Genomic DNA, 16,000 nt, shown 5'->3' on the forward strand with positions numbered 1-16,000 from the left:
TTGACCGATAAGGATAAGAAAAACATGTTCACCTGGTATCGAGACGTGACTGCGCGCGAGCGCAAGACCTTCTGGGCCTGCTTCGGCGGCTGGGCGCTGGACGCCCTGGAAGTGCAGATGTTCGGCCTGGCCATCCCCGCGCTGATCGCCGCCTTTGCCCTGAGCAAGGGCGAGGCGGGGATGATCAGCAGCATCACCCTGATCACCTCGGCGCTGGGCGGTTGGCTGGGCGGCACCTTGTCCGACCGCTACGGCCGCGTGCGCACGTTGCAGTGGATGATTGTGTGGTTCTCGCTGTTCACCTTCGCGTCGGCCTTCGTCACCGATTACAGCCAGTTGCTGGTGGTCAAGGCCTTGCAAGGCTTTGGCATCGGCGGTGAGTGGGCGGCTGGCGCGGTGCTGATGGCCGAGACCATCCAGGCCCGCTATCGCGGCAAGGTCATGGGCACCGTGCAGAGCGCCTGGGCGGTGGGCTGGGGTGCGGCGGTGGGGGTGTTCACGCTGATCTATTCCTTTGTCCCGGCGGACTACGCCTGGCGGGTGATGTTCCTGGTCGGCCTGCTGCCGGCGCTGTTGATCATCTATGTGCGTCGCAGCGTGCAAGAGCCCGACAGCTTTCTGCGCGAGCAAAAACACAACACCAAACCCCAAAGCCTGTTCACCGCCATGGCGGGCATCTTCCGCCCGCAACTGCTGCGCGTGACCCTGCTGGGCGGCCTGCTGGGCCTGGGCGCCCACGGCGGTTATCACGCGGTGATGACCTGGCTGCCGACCTTCCTCAAGACCGAGCGCAACCTCTCGGTGCTGGGCTCGGGCGGGTACCTGGCGGTGATCATCGTGGCGTTTTTCTGTGGCTGCGTGGCCAGCGGTTTCATGGTCGACCGTATCGGCCGCCGCAAAAACATCATCCTCTTCGCCCTGTGCTGCGTGCTGACCGTGCAGGCCTACCTGTTCCTGCCGCTCACCAACCAGCAGATGCTGTTCCTGGGCTTCCCGCTGGGCTTCTTCGCCGCCGGCATCCCGGCCAGCCTGGGCTCGCTGTTCAACGAACTGTACCCGGCCGACGTGCGCGGCGCCGGGGTGGGCTTTTGCTACAACTTCGGCCGCGTGCTGTCGGCGGTGTTCCCGTTCATGGTGGGCCACATGAGTGAAAGCATGTCGCTGGGCTCGGCCATCGGCATCGACGCCGGCATCGCCTATGGCGTTGCGGTGATCGCCGCCCTGGCACTGCCTGAAACCCGCGGCCGCCACCTGGTGGCCGACGAACCCGCGACTGCGCCTTGCGTGCCGGGCGCCAACCCGACCCGGGCCTGACCCTTTTACCTTCTACACAGACAACCATCATGCCCATGACCGCCCCCATGCCCATCCTCGGCATCGACGCCCACGCCCACGTGTTCAGCCGCCAGCTGGACCTGGTCGAGGGCCGGCGATACACCCCGGACTACGACGCCACGCTGGCCGACTGGTTGGCGCACTTGCGCAGCCAGGGCCTGAGCCATGGCGTGCTGGTGCAGCCCAGCTTCCTGGGTACTGACAACAGCCATATGCTCCAGGCATTGGCGGCGGCGCCCGAGCAGTTGCGCGGCGTGGCGGTGGTGGCCCCGGACATCAGCCACTCGCAGCTCAAGCGCATGGCGCGGCTGGGGGTGTGTGGCATCCGCTTGAACCTGATGGGGCAGGCGTTGCCTGATCTGGCTTCGAGCACCTGGGCGCCGTTGCTGGAGGCGGTGGCGGAGTTGGGCTGGCATGTGGAGTTGCATCGGCAGATCGAGGACATTCCCACCTTGTGCGCGGCGCTGCAACGGTATGGTTGCAAGGTGGCCATTGATCATTTTGGCCGGCCCCATGCGGCGTTTGGTACCCAGCATGCGACCTTTCAGCGGTTGCTGGAGCTGGGTGACAACGGGCGGACCTGGGTCAAGGTGTCGGGTGTTTACCGGTTGGGCGGCACGCGGGTCGAGAATTTGGCGTTTGCCCATGATGCGGTGCCTTTGTTGATTGAGCATTTTGGGGCTGATCGGTTGATGTGGGGGAGTGATTGGCCGCATACGCAGCATGAGGATAGGGTGAGTTACGCGGGGGAGTTTGCGGTGTTTCAGAGTTTGGTGCCGTGGGACGCGCAGCGAAGGGCGATATTGTGTGATGGGCCTGGGAAGTTGTTTGGATTTTGAGCAGTCAGCGCTAGCGTGAATACACCACGGACTGCTTTTGCTTTTGCTTCCGTGAGGCCTTTGATCTTGATTGTGTGCCCCCGTTAGAGCCCAGGGCCGACCGGAGACGTCGATCAAGCGGCCTTCAGCGTAGCTGAAGGAGACGGAACCGGAGGCGCTTCTATTCCGGGCCGTCGTCCGCTTGATCGACGTCGGAGGGAGGGGACCCGGAGCGAAGCGTAGGGACCGGGCTCGGGGGCAAGCCTTTTTTGGTTACTTTTTGAGGCGTTTGTCAAAAAGTGACCCGCCGTAAGGGCGGAAAGGTGACTGCGCATCACCCTCTTTAATGGATATGCTCACGGTGGGCGGATCCCGCTTTTGAGGACTGTGAGCATATCCATTATCGAGGGTGCGACCACCGACGGTTTCGCCCTTACGGCGAGTCACTTTTTGGCAGTCGCCCCAAAAAGTAACCAAAAAGGGCTCGCCCCGAGCCTGGGCCCTGCGCTGCGCTCCGGGTCCCCTCCCTACGGCGTCGATCAAGCGGACGACGGCCCGGAATAGAAGCGCCTCCGGTTCCGTCTCCTTCAGCTACGCTGAAGGCCGCTTGATCGACGCCTTCGGTCGGCCCTTGGCTCTAACGGGGCCTAAGATCAAGATCAAGATCAAAAGCAAGATCAAAAGCAAGATCAAAAGCAAGATCAAGATCAAGATCAAAAGCCAAAGCAGCAGGTTAAACGCGGTCGCTATCGCTCTGCTTGTTCACCTGCTCCTGCAACCACGCAATGAACTGCCTCACCGGCGTGCGCCGCTCATGCCCGGGCACGCACACTGCGCAGTACATCGCCGCCGGCAAGCGTACCTCCGGCCGATAGGCCTTCAACAACCCCCGCGCCACACTGTCACCCACCAACACCGTACTGGCCAACACCAACCCATGCCCCGCAATCGCCGCCTGCAACGCATAATGCTCATCATCATACTGCCGCACCCGCGCCCGCGCCGGCCAATCCTGATGGCCGGCGCGGGCGCACCAGGTCGCCCAGTCCACCACCAGCGGTAACTGCGACTGCCAAGGCACACTGATCAACTCCAGCGGCCCATGATCGGCAATCTGCGCGCCGGGCTGCGCGTACACCCCCATGAACTCCTCCATCAACGGCAACTGAAACAACGCCGCGTCCGGCTCGATCACCGCGCGCAGCGCCAGGTCGATGGCGCCCTCGCGTTGCAGGTCCACCACCTGATTGGCAGTCTCCACCCGCACATGCACATCCGGGTAGCGGCGATGGAAATCCCCCAGCCGCGGGATCAGCCACAGGCTGGCAAAGGCGGCAGTGGTGGTCAGGGTCAAGGCCTGGGCGTCCGGCGCAGGGGCAAGGGCTTGCACGCTGGCCAGCAGTTCGCGCAGGGCGCCGTGCACCTGCCGTTGCAATTGCTCGCCCGCTTCGGTCAGGCGCACGCCCTGGCCGGTGCGCTCGAACAGCAGCACGCCATAGGTTTGCTCAAGGGTTTTGACTTGGTGCGACACCGCCGCAGGGGTCACCGACAATTCATCGGCCGCAGTCTTGAAACTCCCCAGGCGGGCAGCGGCTTCGAAGGTGCGCAGGGCAGTCAGGGGCAGTCGGGCAAACACGTCGGCTCTCGATCAGGGGCAGGCAGTAGCCTATGAAGCGCAAGCCGAGCGTGTTCGTCAAGGGAAGGGCAGGTTCAATCTTGAAGTTCAGGTACCGGCGCGCGGGCCGCCTCCAGGCGGGCCTTCAACTGATCGACGTAGGCCTGCGCTTCTTCCTCGTTGCGGAAGGTCACGGGATCGTCGTTCAGCCACACCAGGCAGGTGGAATCGTTGTTGTTTTTTTCGATCTTGATGTTCATCCGTAAAGCCATCTTGAATAATTGTGCGGCGATATTAGCGAAATTCTTCGTAGGGTCAAATGTATCTTAACCTGTCTAGAATGCGGTTTTCAGCGGCTCTTGATTTATGCTAGGAAAAATCGAGATGTTGCTAGCATTGGATGGGTGTTCAATAAAAACAGACAAGGTCATCTGTATCTCGGGTGAAATCAGCTAAGCCAGGCTCAACAGGACTGGTTTGAGCCAGCGCAAGCGGGGCCTTAGCCTGACCCCTCGACACCGACAGACGAGACCGGTCATGCAAGGCATATCCCGCAGAATCACCCAGGCACTTCTCTACGAAGGCATCGCCGTGCTGTGCGTCGGCCCGCTGCTCAACGGGCTGTTCGAACAGGGGCTGGGCTACTCCACGGCGCTGGCGGTAGTGATCAGTTTGGTCGCGCTGGCCTGGAACCTGGTGTTCAACCTGGGGTTCGAACGCTGGGAGCGGCGCCAGCCGGATCCCACCCGTACCGGCCGCCGTCGCCTGTTGCATGCCTTGGGGTTCGAGGGCGGACTGACGCTGATGCTCACGCCGTTGGTGGCGGTATGGCTGGGCATCGGGCTGTGGGAGGCGCTGGTGACGGATGTGGGACTGTTTGCGTTTTTCTTCTTCTACGCGCTGGTGTTCCAGTGGGGGTTCGACCGGGTGTTTGGGGTGCCGACTGCCCACCCCAAGCCTTCGGCCGTGTAGCCGCTGCCGCGAGGCTGCGCTGGCCGGCATGAACCCGGAAGATCTCCAGCGGGGCTGGGGGCCAGCGCAGCCTTCGGCAGCGGCTACGGGTTATTGACTGCCGCCGGGGTGCGCCGGGCTGTCTGCTTCAGCCCCGAGGCCTTGATCAACTCGCGGGTATAGGCATGCTGCGGGTCGGCAAACACCCGCCGCGCCGGACCTTGCTCCACCACGCGGCCGTGCTTGATCACCATCAAGTCGTGGGCCAGCGCCTGCACTACCGCCAGGTCGTGGCTGATGAAAAGATACGTCAGCCCATGGCGCAGTTGCAGGCTGCGCAGCAGTTCGATGATCTGTTTCTGCACCGTGCGGTCCAGCGCCGAGGTGGGCTCGTCCAGCAGGATCAACTCCGGCTCCAGCACCAGGGCGCGGGCGATGGCGATGCGCTGGCGTTGCCCGCCGGAGAATTCATGGGGGTAGCGGTGGCGGGTGTCGGGGTCCAGTCCCACCTCGGTAAGCACGCGGATCACCGCCGCTTCCTGTTCCGCGGCCGTGCCGATGCAATGGGTTTCAAGGCCCTCGGCGATAATCTGCTGTACGGACAGGCGCGGGCTAAGGGCCGCAAACGGGTCCTGAAAGACAATTTGCATATGCCGGCGCAGCGGTCGCATCAGCCGTTGGCTGTGCAGGGTCAGTTCCTTGTTGCCCAAACGGATGCTGCCCTGGCAGTCCACCAGGCGCAGAATAGCCTGACCCAAGGTGGACTTCCCCGAGCCTGATTCGCCGACGATGCCCAGCGTTTTGCCCTTGAGCAGGTTGAAACTCACGCCATCCACTGCCTTGATGTATTCGCGCTCCTGGCCAAACAGGCGCCGAGGCAGGGGGAACCATACCCGCACATCGTCCACCGTCAGCAGGAACTGGTCGAACATCACCGGCACCGGCCGGCCATCGGGTTCGGCCTCGATCAACACTTTGCTGTAGGAATGGTTCGGCTGCTGGAACAGCGTCTCGCAGTCGGCCTGTTCGACGATTTCGCCATCGCGCATCACGCACACGCGCTGGGCGATCTGGCGCACCAGGTTCAGGTCGTGGCTGATCAGCAGCAACGACATGCCCAGCCGCGCCTGCAACGAGCGCAGCAGTTCGAGGATCTTCTGTTGCACGGTCACGTCCAGTGCCGTGGTGGGTTCGTCGGCAATCAGCAGGTCCGGCTCGTTGGCCAGGGCCATGGCGATCATCACGCGTTGCCGCTGCCCGCCCGACAGTTGGTGCGGGTAGGCCTTGAGGCGTTTGCCGGGCTCGCTGATGCCCACCAACTCCAGCAGCTCCAGCACCCGTGCCCGCGCCGCCCGGCCGCCCAGGCCCTTGTGCACGACCAGCACCTCACTGATCTGTTTTTCCACCGTGTGCAGCGGGTTCAGCGAGGTCATGGGTTCCTGGAAAATCATGGCAATGCGGTTGCCGCGCAGGGTCCGCAGTTGCTTCTCGGTGCTGTGCACCAGCTCTTGGCCGTTGAAGCGGATGCTGCCCGCCGTGGTTGTCTTGTTGCGCGGTAGCAGGTTGAGGATGGAATGGGCCGTGACCGACTTGCCCGAGCCGGACTCGCCGACCAGCGCCAGGCACTCGCCACGGCGTATGTCCAGGTCGATACCGTGCACCACTTCGCGGTCGCCGAAGGCCACAGTGAGGTTGCGGATTTCAATCAGGTTGGCAGTCATGTTCAAGTCCTTGGGTCGAACGCGTCACGGCAGGCCTCGCCGATAAACACCAGCAGCGAGAGGATCAGCGCCAGTGCAAAGAAGGCCGTCAGGCCCAGCCAGGGGGCTTCCAGGTTCTGTTTCGCTTCGCCCACCAGCTCGCCCAGCGAGGCGCTGCCTGCTGGCATGCCGAAGCCGAGGAAATCCAGGGCGGTGAGGGTGGAGATGGCGCCGGTCACGATAAAGGGCAGGAAGGTGAGGGTGCTGGTCATGGCGTTGGGCAGGATGTGCCGGCGCATCAGTACCCCATCGGTAACGCCCAGGGCGCGCGCTGCCTTGACGTACTCCAGACTGCGACCGCGCAGGAACTCGGCCCGCACCACGTCCACCAGCGCCAGCCAGGAAAACAGCGCCATGATGCCCAGCAACCACCAGAAGCTGGGGGCCACGAACCCCGACAGGATGATCAGCAGGTACAGCACCGGCAATCCCGACCAGATCTCTTGCAGGCGCTGGCCAAGCAGGTCGATCCAGCCGCCATAAAAGCCTTGCACCGCGCCTGCGAATACACCGATCACGGCGCTGATCACGGTCAGCGTCAACGCAAACAGAATCGACACCCGCGCGCCATACAAGGCCCGCGCCAGCACGTCCCGTGCCTGTTGGTCGGTGCCCAGCCAGTTTTGCCGGGTGGGGGGGCTGGGGGAGGGCTGAGTCAGGTCGTAGTTCACCGACTGGTCGCTGAAGGGGATAGGCGGGAACAGCATCCAGCCGCCCTTTGCGCTGATCAGCTCGCGCACGTACTGGCTGCTGTAGTCCGGCTCGAAGGGCAATTGGCCGCCGAAGTCGGTTTCCTGATACTCATGCAGGATGGGGTAGTACAACCGACCTTCGAACTGGATCACCAGCGGCTTGTCGTTGGCCAACAGCTCGCTGCACAGGCACACCAGCAGCAGCGCGATGAATAGCCACAGCGACCACCAGCCACGGCGGTTGGCCTTGAACGCGGCCAGACGGCGCTGGCCCAGGGGGGAGAGGCGAAACATCAGGCGGTCCTCGCGGAAAAGTCGATGCGCGGGTCGACCAGCGTGTAGCACAGGTCGCCCACCAGCTTGATCAACAGGCCGAACAGGGTGAACAGGAACAACGTGCCGAACACCACCGGGTAGTCCCGCGACACGGCGGCGTCGTAGCTCATGCGGCCAATGCCGTCGAGGTTGAAAATGGTCTCGATCAGCAGGGAGCCTGCAAAGAACACATCGATCAGCGCCTGGGGTATACCGGCCAGCACCAGCAGCAGGGCGTTGCGCAGCACATGGCCGTAGAGCACGCGGTGCTCGGTGAGGCCCTTGGCCTTGGCGGTGGTGACGTACTGGCGGCTGATCTCGTTGAGAAAGCTGTTCTTGGTCAGGATGGTGAGGGTGGCGAACCCGCCAATCACCAGCGCACTGACCGGCAACACCAGGTGCCACAGGTAATCGCCGATTTTGCCCAGCGTCGACAGCTGATCGAAGTTAGACGAGACCAGGCCCTGCACCGGGAACCAGTCGACGTAGCTGCCGCCGGCAAACACCACGATCAGCAAAATGGCGAACAGAAACGCCGGCATGGCGTAACCGATGATAATCGCCGTGCTGCTCCACACGTCGAAGCGGCTGCCATGGTGCACTGCCTTGCGGATGCCCAGGGGGATGGAGATCAGGTAGGTGATCAGGGTGGCCCACAGGCCCAGGGACAGGGTGGTCGGCATCTTCTGGGCGATCAGTTCAGTCACCGGCGCGCCGCGGAAAAAGCTAGTGCCGAAGTCCAGTTGGGCGTAGTGCTTGAGCATCAGCCACAGGCGTTCGTGCGTGGGCTTGTCGAACCCGTAGTGGTGCTTGATTTCCTCGATCAGCGCCGGGTCCAGGCCACGGCTGGAGCGGCTGCCGCTGCCGCCTGCGCTTTCCCCGCCACCGCCGCCGATCCCGTGGCCACCGGCGCCCTGCAGACGGGCGATGGCCTGTTCCACCGGGCCGCCGGGTGCGGCCTGGACGATGACGAAGTTGACCACCAGGATGCACAACAGGGTGGGAATGATCAGCAGTAACCGCCGACAGATATAGCGCAGCATGTCAGTGCTCCTCGGGGGCGTGCGCCAGGGCGCTCATTTGCAGGTCGGTCAGCGGCCGTGGACTGATCTGCCACCAGGTGTCCAGGCCCACGTCATACACAGGCGACACCTTGGGCATGCCGAAGCGGTTGAGGTACACGGTGGGCGTGCCTTCGCTGTAGTAGTTCTGGATCGAGTAGTAGCCCCACTGCAGCACGCGATCCAGGGCGCGGGCGTAGTGCACCATGTCGTTGCGCGTGGTGGCCTTGACCAGGCCGTCGATCAGGCTATCCACGGCCGGGTCGCGCAGTACCATGAAGTTGGAACTGCCGGGCGCCGTGGCGCTGGCGCTGCCGTACAGGTTGTACAGTTCGCGCCCGGGGGAAACGATAGGGTCGCCACTGCGGGGGAACTGCACCACGATGAAGTCGTAGTCGCGGGCATTCATCAGGTTGTTGTACTGGCCGGCGTCGATGCGCCGCAGTTCCAGGTCGATGCCGATCTGCGCCAGGCTGCGTTTCATGGGCAGCAGCAGGCGGTCGAAGCCCCCCTGTCCATCCAGGAAGGTGAACTTCATCTGCTCGCCCTGGGCGTTGACCAGGCGATTGTGCTCGGGGTGCCAGCCGGCCTCGGCCAGCAGCTTGAGCGCCGCCATCTGCTGCGGCCGGATGTTGCCGCTGCCGTCGGTGACGGGGGAGTGGTAGACCTGGGTGAACACCTCGTCGGGGATCTTGCCGCGCAGGGGCGCCAGTATCGACAGCTCCTGGGCGTCAGGCAGTTGGGTGGCGGCCATGTCGCTCTTGGGGAAGTAGCTGTCCTGGCGGGTATAAAAGCTGCGCATGATTTGCCGATTGGCCCAATCGAAGTCCCATAGCAGGGTCAGCGCCTGGCGAACGCGGCGATCCTTGAACAGCGGCCGTTCAAGGTTGAACACAAAGCCTTGCGCGCCCTTGGGCTGCTCGGGGGCGAGGATCTTGCGTTGCAGGCGGCCGTCCGCCAATACCGGGCTCTGGTAGCCCACTACGTAGCCGCTGGACGAGAACTCGCGGTTGTAATCGAAGGCCTGGGCCTGCAGCAGTTGCCGGGCAATTTCGGTATCGCCGTAGAAGTTCACCGTCAGGGTATTGAAGTTATACAGGCCGCGGCTGACGGGCAGGTCGCGGGCCCACCAGTCCTGGTTGCGCTCGAAGGTGATGCTGCGGCCGGGGTCGACCTTGGTCACCCGGTAGGGGCCGCTGCCCAGGGGCGCTTCAAAGCCGCCACCGTTGCTGAAATCGTGGTCCTTCCAGTAGTGCTCCGGCAGCACGCGCATGGAGGCCAGGTCGAGGGGCAGGGTGCGGTTGAGGTTATTCTTGAAATTGAAGCGCACCTGCAGCGGACCTTCCACCACAACGTCCTGCACATCGTCGTACAGCAGTCGGAAGCCCAGGCTGGCTTTGGTCATCAGCAGGTTGTAGGTGAACACCACATCCCTGGCCGTGATGGGCGCGCCGTCGGCAAAACGCGCCTTGGGGTTGAGGTAAAAACGCATCCACATACCCTGGGGGTCATGCTCCATTTTCTCGGCCACCAGGCCGTAGACGGTGTACGGCTCGTCCAGTGAGCGGTAGGCCAGCGGCGAGTACAGCCAAGTGTCGGCCTGTACCACACCGGTCCCCTGGTCCACATACGGCAGGATGTAGTTGAACTGGCCGATTTCCATGGACGAACGGCTCAGTGAACCGCCCTTGGGGGCGTTGGGGTTGACGTAGTCGAAGTGCTGGAAGCTGGCCGGGTATTTGGGCGCGTCGCCGTAGACGGTCATGGCCGTGACGGGCTCGGCGCTAACCGGCAGGCAGGCCAGGCACAACAGGCCGGCCAGTAAAAAGGTGAGGGGCTGTGACATGGTTGGAATTCCTCGAACCGCAAAAACACTCAAGGCCTGGAAAAAGCCCCCGGGGTGGAGGACCACCGGGGGTGCGATATCGCAGGCGGATCGATTGGGGCCGGAGCGCAGCCCGTCGGTCCAGGTCAGAAGTGGTAAGTCATGCGCGCGAACAGCGTGCGGCCCAGCGGGTCGGTGTAGCGCGGGTCATAGCCGCTCTGGAAGGTGTAGGCCTGGTTGGAGAAGGGTGGGTCGCGATCGAAGACGTTCTTCACGCCCACGTCCAGGTCCAGCACCTTGTCGAAGGTGTAGCCGGCCGCCAGGTCCCACAGCGAGTAGGCGCTGACACGTTGGTGGGTGTCGGGGTCGTAGTCGTTGTAGCCGGTGGTGAAGCGGTTGGTGACCGAGGCGCGGTAGGCGCCGAAGTTCCAGCTGCCGGTGATGTTGTGCTTCCAGCGCTGGGCCACGCTGTCGCCCTGGAAGTCGCCGACGCGGTCGGTGTAGGCACCGCCGATGGTTTGCTGGTAGTCGTAGCGGGTCACGTACGTACCCGTCAGGTCCAGGCCAAACTGGCCGATGGAGGTCTGCGGGAAGCGGTAGTTGAGGTTGACGTCGATACCGCTGGTTTTCACGTTACCCAGGTTGGCCAGGCCGGTGATGATGTGGTCGATGGAACCGTCGGCGGCGCGCACGATGCGGTCGGCGTACTCGTCGGGGTGGGCAAACACTTCGGACTCGGGAAACTCCTCGATTTGCCCGGCGATTTTGATCCACCAGAAGTCCAGTCCCATGGACAGGTTGCGCACCGGTTGGTAGACGAAGCCCAGGGTCACGTTGCGAGCAGTCTCGGGCTTGAGGTCCTGGTTGCCGCCGGTGCTGTTCAGAAATTGCTGGTTGCAGTCGCGCCCGCCGTTGCCGCCCGGGCGTACCACGCCGCCGGCGCACAGGGTGGGGTCGTTGTAGTTGCCCTGGGTGAACGTGGTGTAGGTCGGGTTGTTCAGTTCATACAGGGACGGGGCACGGAAGCCTTCACTGTACGCACCGCGCATCACCAGTTCCTTGAACGGCTGGAAGCGGAAGGTGTATTTGGGGTTGGTGGTGCTGCCGAAGTCGCTGTATTTGTCGTGGCGTACCGCAGCGCCCAGTTCCAGGCTGTCGAGTACCGGCACGTTGATTTCGGCGTATTCGGCGCTGATGCTGCGCTCACCCGACACCGAGCTGTTGGGGTCCACGCCCAGGCTCGACAAGTCGCCCGCCCAGTCGGCCACCGACTCGTGGTACTTCTCCTTGCGATACTCTCCGCCCAGCGCCAGGCCCACGGGGCCGGCACCGAACCAGTCGCCGATTTCACGGGTGACCTTGCCGTCCAGTGAGGCCACGCGGCCGGTGGAGACGGCGTAGGCGCCATGGTAGGTGTTGGCGTCGATGAAGGCCTGGCCAGCATCGCTTTGGGCACCGAATGGGTTGATCAGGCCGCTGTCCAGGCCCGAGATCAGGGCTGAATCGCTGACGTAGCCGCCGGTGACGCTGTTGCGTACCTGGTTCTGGTTGTAGCCGGCGCCCACGTTGTAGTCCCAGCCGCCCACGGTGCCATCGAAGCTCAGCAACAGGCGCTGGCTGGTGTTCTGGTCCTTGGATTCGCGGTCGCCGGCAGCGGTTTCGCGCCAGTTCACGCCCACAGGCTGGGTAGGGTCGAGGGTGAAGCTGGTGGGCAGCGGGGTGATGCCGTTGCCAGGGTAGTAAGGTGAGGAGGGTGACAGGCTCAGGCCGGTCAACGGCGCCGGGGCAACAGTGGTGCTGTTGTTGTTGCGGCTCCAGAAGTATTCCAGGTTGACGTTGTGGTCATCGGCCAGCTTGCCGGTGGCCTTGCCGAAGAACGAGGTGGATTCGGTCTGCGGCAGGATGTCGATGGCGTTGCGCGTGCTGTAGCGACACACGCCGTTGCTGGCGATCAGGTTGGCGCCGCTGCACGCGGTGCCCAGGGGGTTGGCGGCGTTGCCGTTCTGGCTGTAGTTGGCCGGGAAGGCGGTGCCCGAGGTGTTGTCCAGGCCGCGGCCGGGCACATAGTCCTGGTCGAAGCTGCGGTCGTTGGCGTCCAGGTTTTGCGAGGTGCGGTAATTGAACACGCCCATCACGTTGAAGCGGTCTTTGTCCAGGTCGCCAAAGCCCCAACTGCCGCTCATGTCTTTGCTGCCGCCGCCACCGCTGTTGGTGGGGTCGCTGCCGCCCAGGGTGAGGGTGCCGTCGGTGAGGGATTTTTTGGTGATGAAGTTGATCACCCCGCCAATCGCGTCGGTGCCGTACAGGGCCGAGGCGCCGTCGCGCAGCACCTCCACGCGGTCGATGGCGGCGAAGGGGATCATGTTCAGGTCCACGGCGCCGCCCTGGCTGTTGGTGCCGGACATGGCGTTGTTGGCCAGGCGGCGGCCGTTGAGCAGTACCAGGGTCTTGTTGGCGCCGATGCCGCGCATGTCGGCAAAGCTTGCGCCGCCGGTAGCTGCGCCCACGGAACCTGAGGCGTTGTCGATCGAGTTGTTGCCGGTCACGCGCTGCATCAGTTCAGCGGTGGTGGTCACCCCCTGCTTCTCCAGGTCCGCGGTGCGCAGGATGGTCACCGGCACGGCGGTCTCGGCATCGACGCGGCGGATGGCCGAGCCGGTCACTTCGACTTTCTGCAACTGGGTAGTGGCGGGCGCCACCACGGCAGCGGCGGCGGTGCCGCTGTCATCGGTGCTTTCGGCTGCCTGCACGGCGCCCATCCCCATGGCCATCACATACAGCGGCACCAGCCGATGCCGTTGCAAGGTGGCTGCCAGTGGTTTGAGGGTGAAACGTGGAAAACTCATCAGCATGGTAATTTCCGACTTTTTTCAGACGTTTGTGAAATGGCCTTGTGAGCCCTCTTTTTCCGGATGGGTTATGCCGGCCCCGGACAAAACTCCTTTGCTACGAACAAGCCGCCCCCCTGCAGCGCCCAAAGGGGCACCGCACAGGTGTGCAACGGCAGGTGCTGCTACGCGGGGCCGGGCTGTCTCATCCCCCGCCCGGCCCGCGCGTCAACGCGAGGTCATCACCGAGATTTTGGTAATGCCCGAGCGTTCGATGGAGGCCATGGCCTTGGCCACTTGCCCGTAATTGACGCTGGTGTCGGCCTGCAACTGGACGCGCACCTCCGGGTCCTTGGCCTTGACGTCCGTGAGGCTTTTTTCCAGCAGCTCGGGGGCGATTTCGCTCTTGGCCAGGAAGAATTTGCCGTCCTGGTCGACGCTCACCACCACCGGGTCTTTCTTGTCGGCGGGGGCCACGGCGTCGGTCTTGGGCAAATTGACCTTGATGGCGTTGGTCATCAGCGGTGCGGTGACGATGAACACCACCAGTAGCACCAGCATCACGTCCACCAGGGGCGTGACGTTCATTTCGCTGAGCACTTCATCGCTGTCTTGTGTGGAGAAAGCCATCAGCTTGCCTCCCGCACGCCGGTGGCATGCTTGTGGGCGATGGGTTCGCGGCTGACGGCGAAGGCGCTGCGCTGGGCCAGGCTGTCGAAGTCATGGGCAAAATCGTCCATGTCGGCCATGGCCAGTTTCAGTCGGCGCAGGAAGAAGTTGTAGATCAGCACCGCAGGCACGGCCACGGCGATGCCCACGCCGGTGGCGATCAGGGCATGGCCGATGGGGCCGGCCACGGTTTCCAGGCTGGCCGAGCCGCTGGCGCCGATGCTTTGCAGCGCTTCCATGATGCCCCACACGGTACCGAACAGGCCGATGAAGGGGGCGGTGCTGCCGATACTGGCCAAAATGGCTTGGCCAGCTTCCAGGGCGCGGCGTTCTTTCTGGATCTGTTGGCGCAGGTTGCGCTCCAGGCGATCCTGGCGGTTGATGGTGTGGGCCAGTTGCTGGGCAGTGCGCGGTTTCTCTTCGCTGGCCATGGCCTCGAAGCCGCTGTTGGCAATGCGTGCCAGCGAGCCTGGATACTGGGTGGAATGCTCGGCAGCGGTGAGCAGGTCGGGGGCCGCCCAGAATGCCCGGGTGAATTGTTTGTTCTGGGACTTGAGGCGCAGGTACTGGGCCGATTTGATCAGCAGCAAGCCCCAACTGAGCACCGAAAAAAACACCAGGGCCCAGAGTACGCCGGGGACAATCATTGCGGAAAAGGATGCGTTCATGGTTTCACCTCGCACTACGTAAAGGGTTGAGTTCGTTTATTGCGGCAACTTGAAGTCGATGGTCTGGCTGGCGAAGCCTTCTATGGGCGTGTCGCCGCGCTTGGCCGGTATGAACTTCCAATTGCGCACCGCTTCCACTGCCGCGTCATCAAGCTGCGGCTTGCCGCTGGATTTGGTCACCTCGACGCTGCCGGCACGGCCGTTGGGCAGCACCTTGATGCGCAGCACCACCGTGCCTTCCCAGTTGCGGCGCAGGGCCAGCGATGGGTACTCCGGCGCAGGGTTGCCCAGGCTCGCCAGCCCGGACACCGCGGCCGACTCCTTCACCGGGCCGGGCGCGGCAGCCGGTGCCGGCGCGGCAGGCGCCGGGCTGGGCGGCGCGCTTTGCGCAGGCGCCGGGGCGGGCGGCGGCGGTGTCGGTGGCGCGGGCTTTTTCACCGGCTGCGGCTTGGGCACCGGCTTGGGCTTCTCGACTTTCTTCTCCACCGGCTTGGGCGGCGGCTTGACCGCGTCCGGGTCTTCCTCGGGCGCTGGTGGCGGTGGAGGAGGCGGCGGCGGTGGCGGTTCAGGCGGCGGCTGGGGCGCGGGCGGCGTGGGGCTGGTGAGCTCCACGGTCATCTCCGGCACTTGTGCGGCCACTTCAGGCAACGGGGGCTTGGCCTGTTGCATCCACCACCAGGCGCTGCCATGCAATACCAGGGAAACAGCGACCAATAACAACACGTGGTGTTTCTTTAATGTGCTGGGTGTCGACGTATTCGGTTGAAACGGAATACGGGGCCACGTTGTTACCACCGCGCTGGAAGTTGGCACCTGGGGTGGCTTCTTTTTTACCGCATCATTCATCAAGTCTCCCTCGAACAAATAGAAAGGCAAAGAGGGTTCGCTCAAATATCGGTTCGATATTCGATTGTTCAAAAGTGCAATAAAGTTAAAGGTCCTGAAGTCTGCTGTCGTGCGTCAGAATTCAGTCTATTAAGTTAAGGGCTTGTGTTGATGTACGGTTTCATGACGCCTTCCTTTTTATCATATGTACTCAAATGTACGGGTTTGTCCGCTGCCAGATACAGAGCAACCGCTGTGCCAGAACGACTGATATAGAGCCCTGCGGACCACATCGGACAGGGTATGTCGCATTCCTGTAACTTTGCCGTGGGCCGTGTGCACGCGGGGGCCTGACCGGCAAATCGATTGCCATCATGGGGTAAGTTTCGGGCTGCACGGGGCCGCGATCGCGATGTGGTTTAAACATCGAATCGTCACGGTGCAGGGTGCTGACAGGGCGTGCACCAATCCGGGAAGACCGAATTTATTTGGTGCGTTGTTGTTTTTTTATTTATCCATTTAACTTCCTTTGCTGCCATTGCAATAGGCGTCACGGGGCCGTTCATGCACCTCGTAAGTTGGGGTGCATGTGCGGGCCAGCGCAGCCTGGTGGCAGCGGCTACAGTGTTTGAATATAA

General features: G+C 63.2%; 13 protein-coding genes. 3 read left to right on the forward strand and 10 right to left on the reverse strand.

All coding sequences use genetic code 11. The features are described from left to right. The first annotated feature begins 24 nt into the window (after positions 1–24). Together ACZ9GA_RS06755 and ACZ9GA_RS06760 are read left to right on the forward strand one after the other, a co-directional pair. Positions 25–1,314 carry an MFS transporter gene (locus ACZ9GA_RS06755; RefSeq protein ID WP_457363406.1) on the forward strand — a complete coding sequence of 430 codons (1,290 nt, stop codon included), beginning with the start codon at positions 25–27 and terminating at the stop codon, positions 1,312–1,314. Between the two features lie 29 nt (positions 1,315–1,343). Further along, positions 1,344–2,174 (forward strand): amidohydrolase family protein, encoded by an 831-nt coding sequence (locus ACZ9GA_RS06760; protein ID WP_457363405.1) that lies wholly within the window; start codon positions 1,344–1,346, stop codon positions 2,172–2,174. Positions 2,175–2,886: 712 nt separating this feature from the next. Here ACZ9GA_RS06760 and ACZ9GA_RS06765 read toward each other — a convergent pair. After that, positions 2,887–3,789, reverse strand: coding sequence for a LysR substrate-binding domain-containing protein (locus ACZ9GA_RS06765; protein ID WP_457363404.1), 903 nt, complete (start codon positions 3,787–3,789; stop codon positions 2,887–2,889). A 74-nt stretch (positions 3,790–3,863) separates the two neighbouring features. Then, entirely contained in the window at positions 3,864–4,028 is a 165-nt protein-coding gene (locus ACZ9GA_RS06770; RefSeq protein ID WP_457363403.1) for a hypothetical protein, read from the reverse strand. A 277-nt stretch (positions 4,029–4,305) separates the two neighbouring features. On the opposite strand from ACZ9GA_RS06770, the gene ACZ9GA_RS06775 reads away from it, so the two are divergent. Further along, positions 4,306–4,740 (forward strand): PACE efflux transporter, encoded by a 435-nt coding sequence (locus ACZ9GA_RS06775; RefSeq protein ID WP_457363402.1) that lies wholly within the window; start codon positions 4,306–4,308, stop codon positions 4,738–4,740. Positions 4,741–4,823: 83 nt separating this feature from the next. Here ACZ9GA_RS06775 and ACZ9GA_RS06780 read toward each other — a convergent pair whose 3' ends face one another. The 8 genes from ACZ9GA_RS06780 to ACZ9GA_RS06815 all read right to left on the reverse strand — a co-directional run bounded on the left by ACZ9GA_RS06780 (position 4,824) and on the right by ACZ9GA_RS06815 (position 15,383). Next, positions 4,824–6,440, reverse strand: a complete 1,617-nt coding sequence (locus ACZ9GA_RS06780) for an ABC transporter ATP-binding protein (RefSeq protein ID WP_457363401.1) — start codon at positions 6,438–6,440, stop codon at positions 4,824–4,826. 2 nt (positions 6,441–6,442) lie between these two features. After that, entirely contained in the window at positions 6,443–7,465 is a 1,023-nt protein-coding gene (locus tag ACZ9GA_RS06785) for an ABC transporter permease (RefSeq protein WP_457363400.1), read from the reverse strand. After that, on the reverse strand, positions 7,465–8,529 hold the full coding sequence (locus tag ACZ9GA_RS06790) for a microcin C ABC transporter permease YejB (RefSeq protein WP_457363399.1): 1,065 nt from the start codon (positions 8,527–8,529) through the stop codon (positions 7,465–7,467). Before ACZ9GA_RS06790 ends, ACZ9GA_RS06785 begins: the two co-directional genes overlap by 1 nt. A gap of 1 nt (position 8,530) precedes the next feature. Further along, complete coding sequence (locus ACZ9GA_RS06795; RefSeq protein WP_457363398.1) at positions 8,531–10,393, reverse strand: extracellular solute-binding protein; 1,863 nt, start codon at positions 10,391–10,393, stop codon at positions 8,531–8,533. 125 nt (positions 10,394–10,518) lie between these two features. After that, positions 10,519–13,224, reverse strand: coding sequence for a TonB-dependent receptor (locus tag ACZ9GA_RS06800; protein WP_457363397.1), 2,706 nt, complete (start codon positions 13,222–13,224; stop codon positions 10,519–10,521). Between the two features lie 204 nt (positions 13,225–13,428). Continuing rightward, positions 13,429–13,830 (reverse strand): ExbD/TolR family protein, encoded by a 402-nt coding sequence (locus ACZ9GA_RS06805; RefSeq protein ID WP_027979446.1) that lies wholly within the window; start codon positions 13,828–13,830, stop codon positions 13,429–13,431. Beyond that, positions 13,830–14,516, reverse strand: coding sequence for a MotA/TolQ/ExbB proton channel family protein (locus ACZ9GA_RS06810; protein WP_457363781.1), 687 nt, complete (start codon positions 14,514–14,516; stop codon positions 13,830–13,832). Before ACZ9GA_RS06810 ends, ACZ9GA_RS06805 begins: the two co-directional genes overlap by 1 nt. A gap of 57 nt (positions 14,517–14,573) precedes the next feature. Continuing rightward, positions 14,574–15,383 carry an energy transducer TonB gene (locus ACZ9GA_RS06815; RefSeq protein ID WP_476226448.1) on the reverse strand — a complete coding sequence of 270 codons (810 nt, stop codon included), beginning with the start codon at positions 15,381–15,383 and terminating at the stop codon, positions 14,574–14,576. Positions 15,384–16,000: the final 617 nt, after the last annotated feature.

The sequence above is a fragment of the Pseudomonas sp. TE3644 genome (assembly GCF_056278815.1).

Excerpts from the sequence above, each read along its gene's own strand:
- ACZ9GA_RS06755 (WP_457363406.1), top strand. The coding sequence starts at position 25 with ATGTTCACCTGGTATCGAGACGTGACTGCGCGCGAGCGCAAGACCTTC.
- ACZ9GA_RS06760 (WP_457363405.1), top strand. The coding sequence starts at position 1,344 with ATGCCCATGACCGCCCCCATGCCCATCCTCGGCATCGACGCCCACGCC.
- ACZ9GA_RS06770 (WP_457363403.1), bottom strand. The coding sequence starts at position 4,028 with ATGAACATCAAGATCGAAAAAAACAACAACGATTCCACCTGCCTGGTG.
- ACZ9GA_RS06775 (WP_457363402.1), top strand. The coding sequence starts at position 4,306 with ATGCAAGGCATATCCCGCAGAATCACCCAGGCACTTCTCTACGAAGGC.
- ACZ9GA_RS06780 (WP_457363401.1), bottom strand. The coding sequence starts at position 6,440 with ATGACTGCCAACCTGATTGAAATCCGCAACCTCACTGTGGCCTTCGGC.
- ACZ9GA_RS06785 (WP_457363400.1), bottom strand. The coding sequence starts at position 7,465 with ATGTTTCGCCTCTCCCCCCTGGGCCAGCGCCGTCTGGCCGCGTTCAAG.
- ACZ9GA_RS06790 (WP_457363399.1), bottom strand. The coding sequence starts at position 8,529 with ATGCTGCGCTATATCTGTCGGCGGTTACTGCTGATCATTCCCACCCTG.
- ACZ9GA_RS06795 (WP_457363398.1), bottom strand. The coding sequence starts at position 10,393 with ATGTCACAGCCCCTCACCTTTTTACTGGCCGGCCTGTTGTGCCTGGCC.
- ACZ9GA_RS06800 (WP_457363397.1), bottom strand. The coding sequence starts at position 13,224 with ATGCTGATGAGTTTTCCACGTTTCACCCTCAAACCACTGGCAGCCACC.
- ACZ9GA_RS06805 (WP_027979446.1), bottom strand. The coding sequence starts at position 13,830 with ATGGCTTTCTCCACACAAGACAGCGATGAAGTGCTCAGCGAAATGAAC.
- ACZ9GA_RS06810 (WP_457363781.1), bottom strand. The coding sequence starts at position 14,516 with ATGATTGTCCCCGGCGTACTCTGGGCCCTGGTGTTTTTTTCGGTGCTC.
- ACZ9GA_RS06815 (WP_476226448.1), bottom strand. The coding sequence starts at position 15,383 with ATGAATGATGCGGTAAAAAAGAAGCCACCCCAGGTGCCAACTTCCAGC.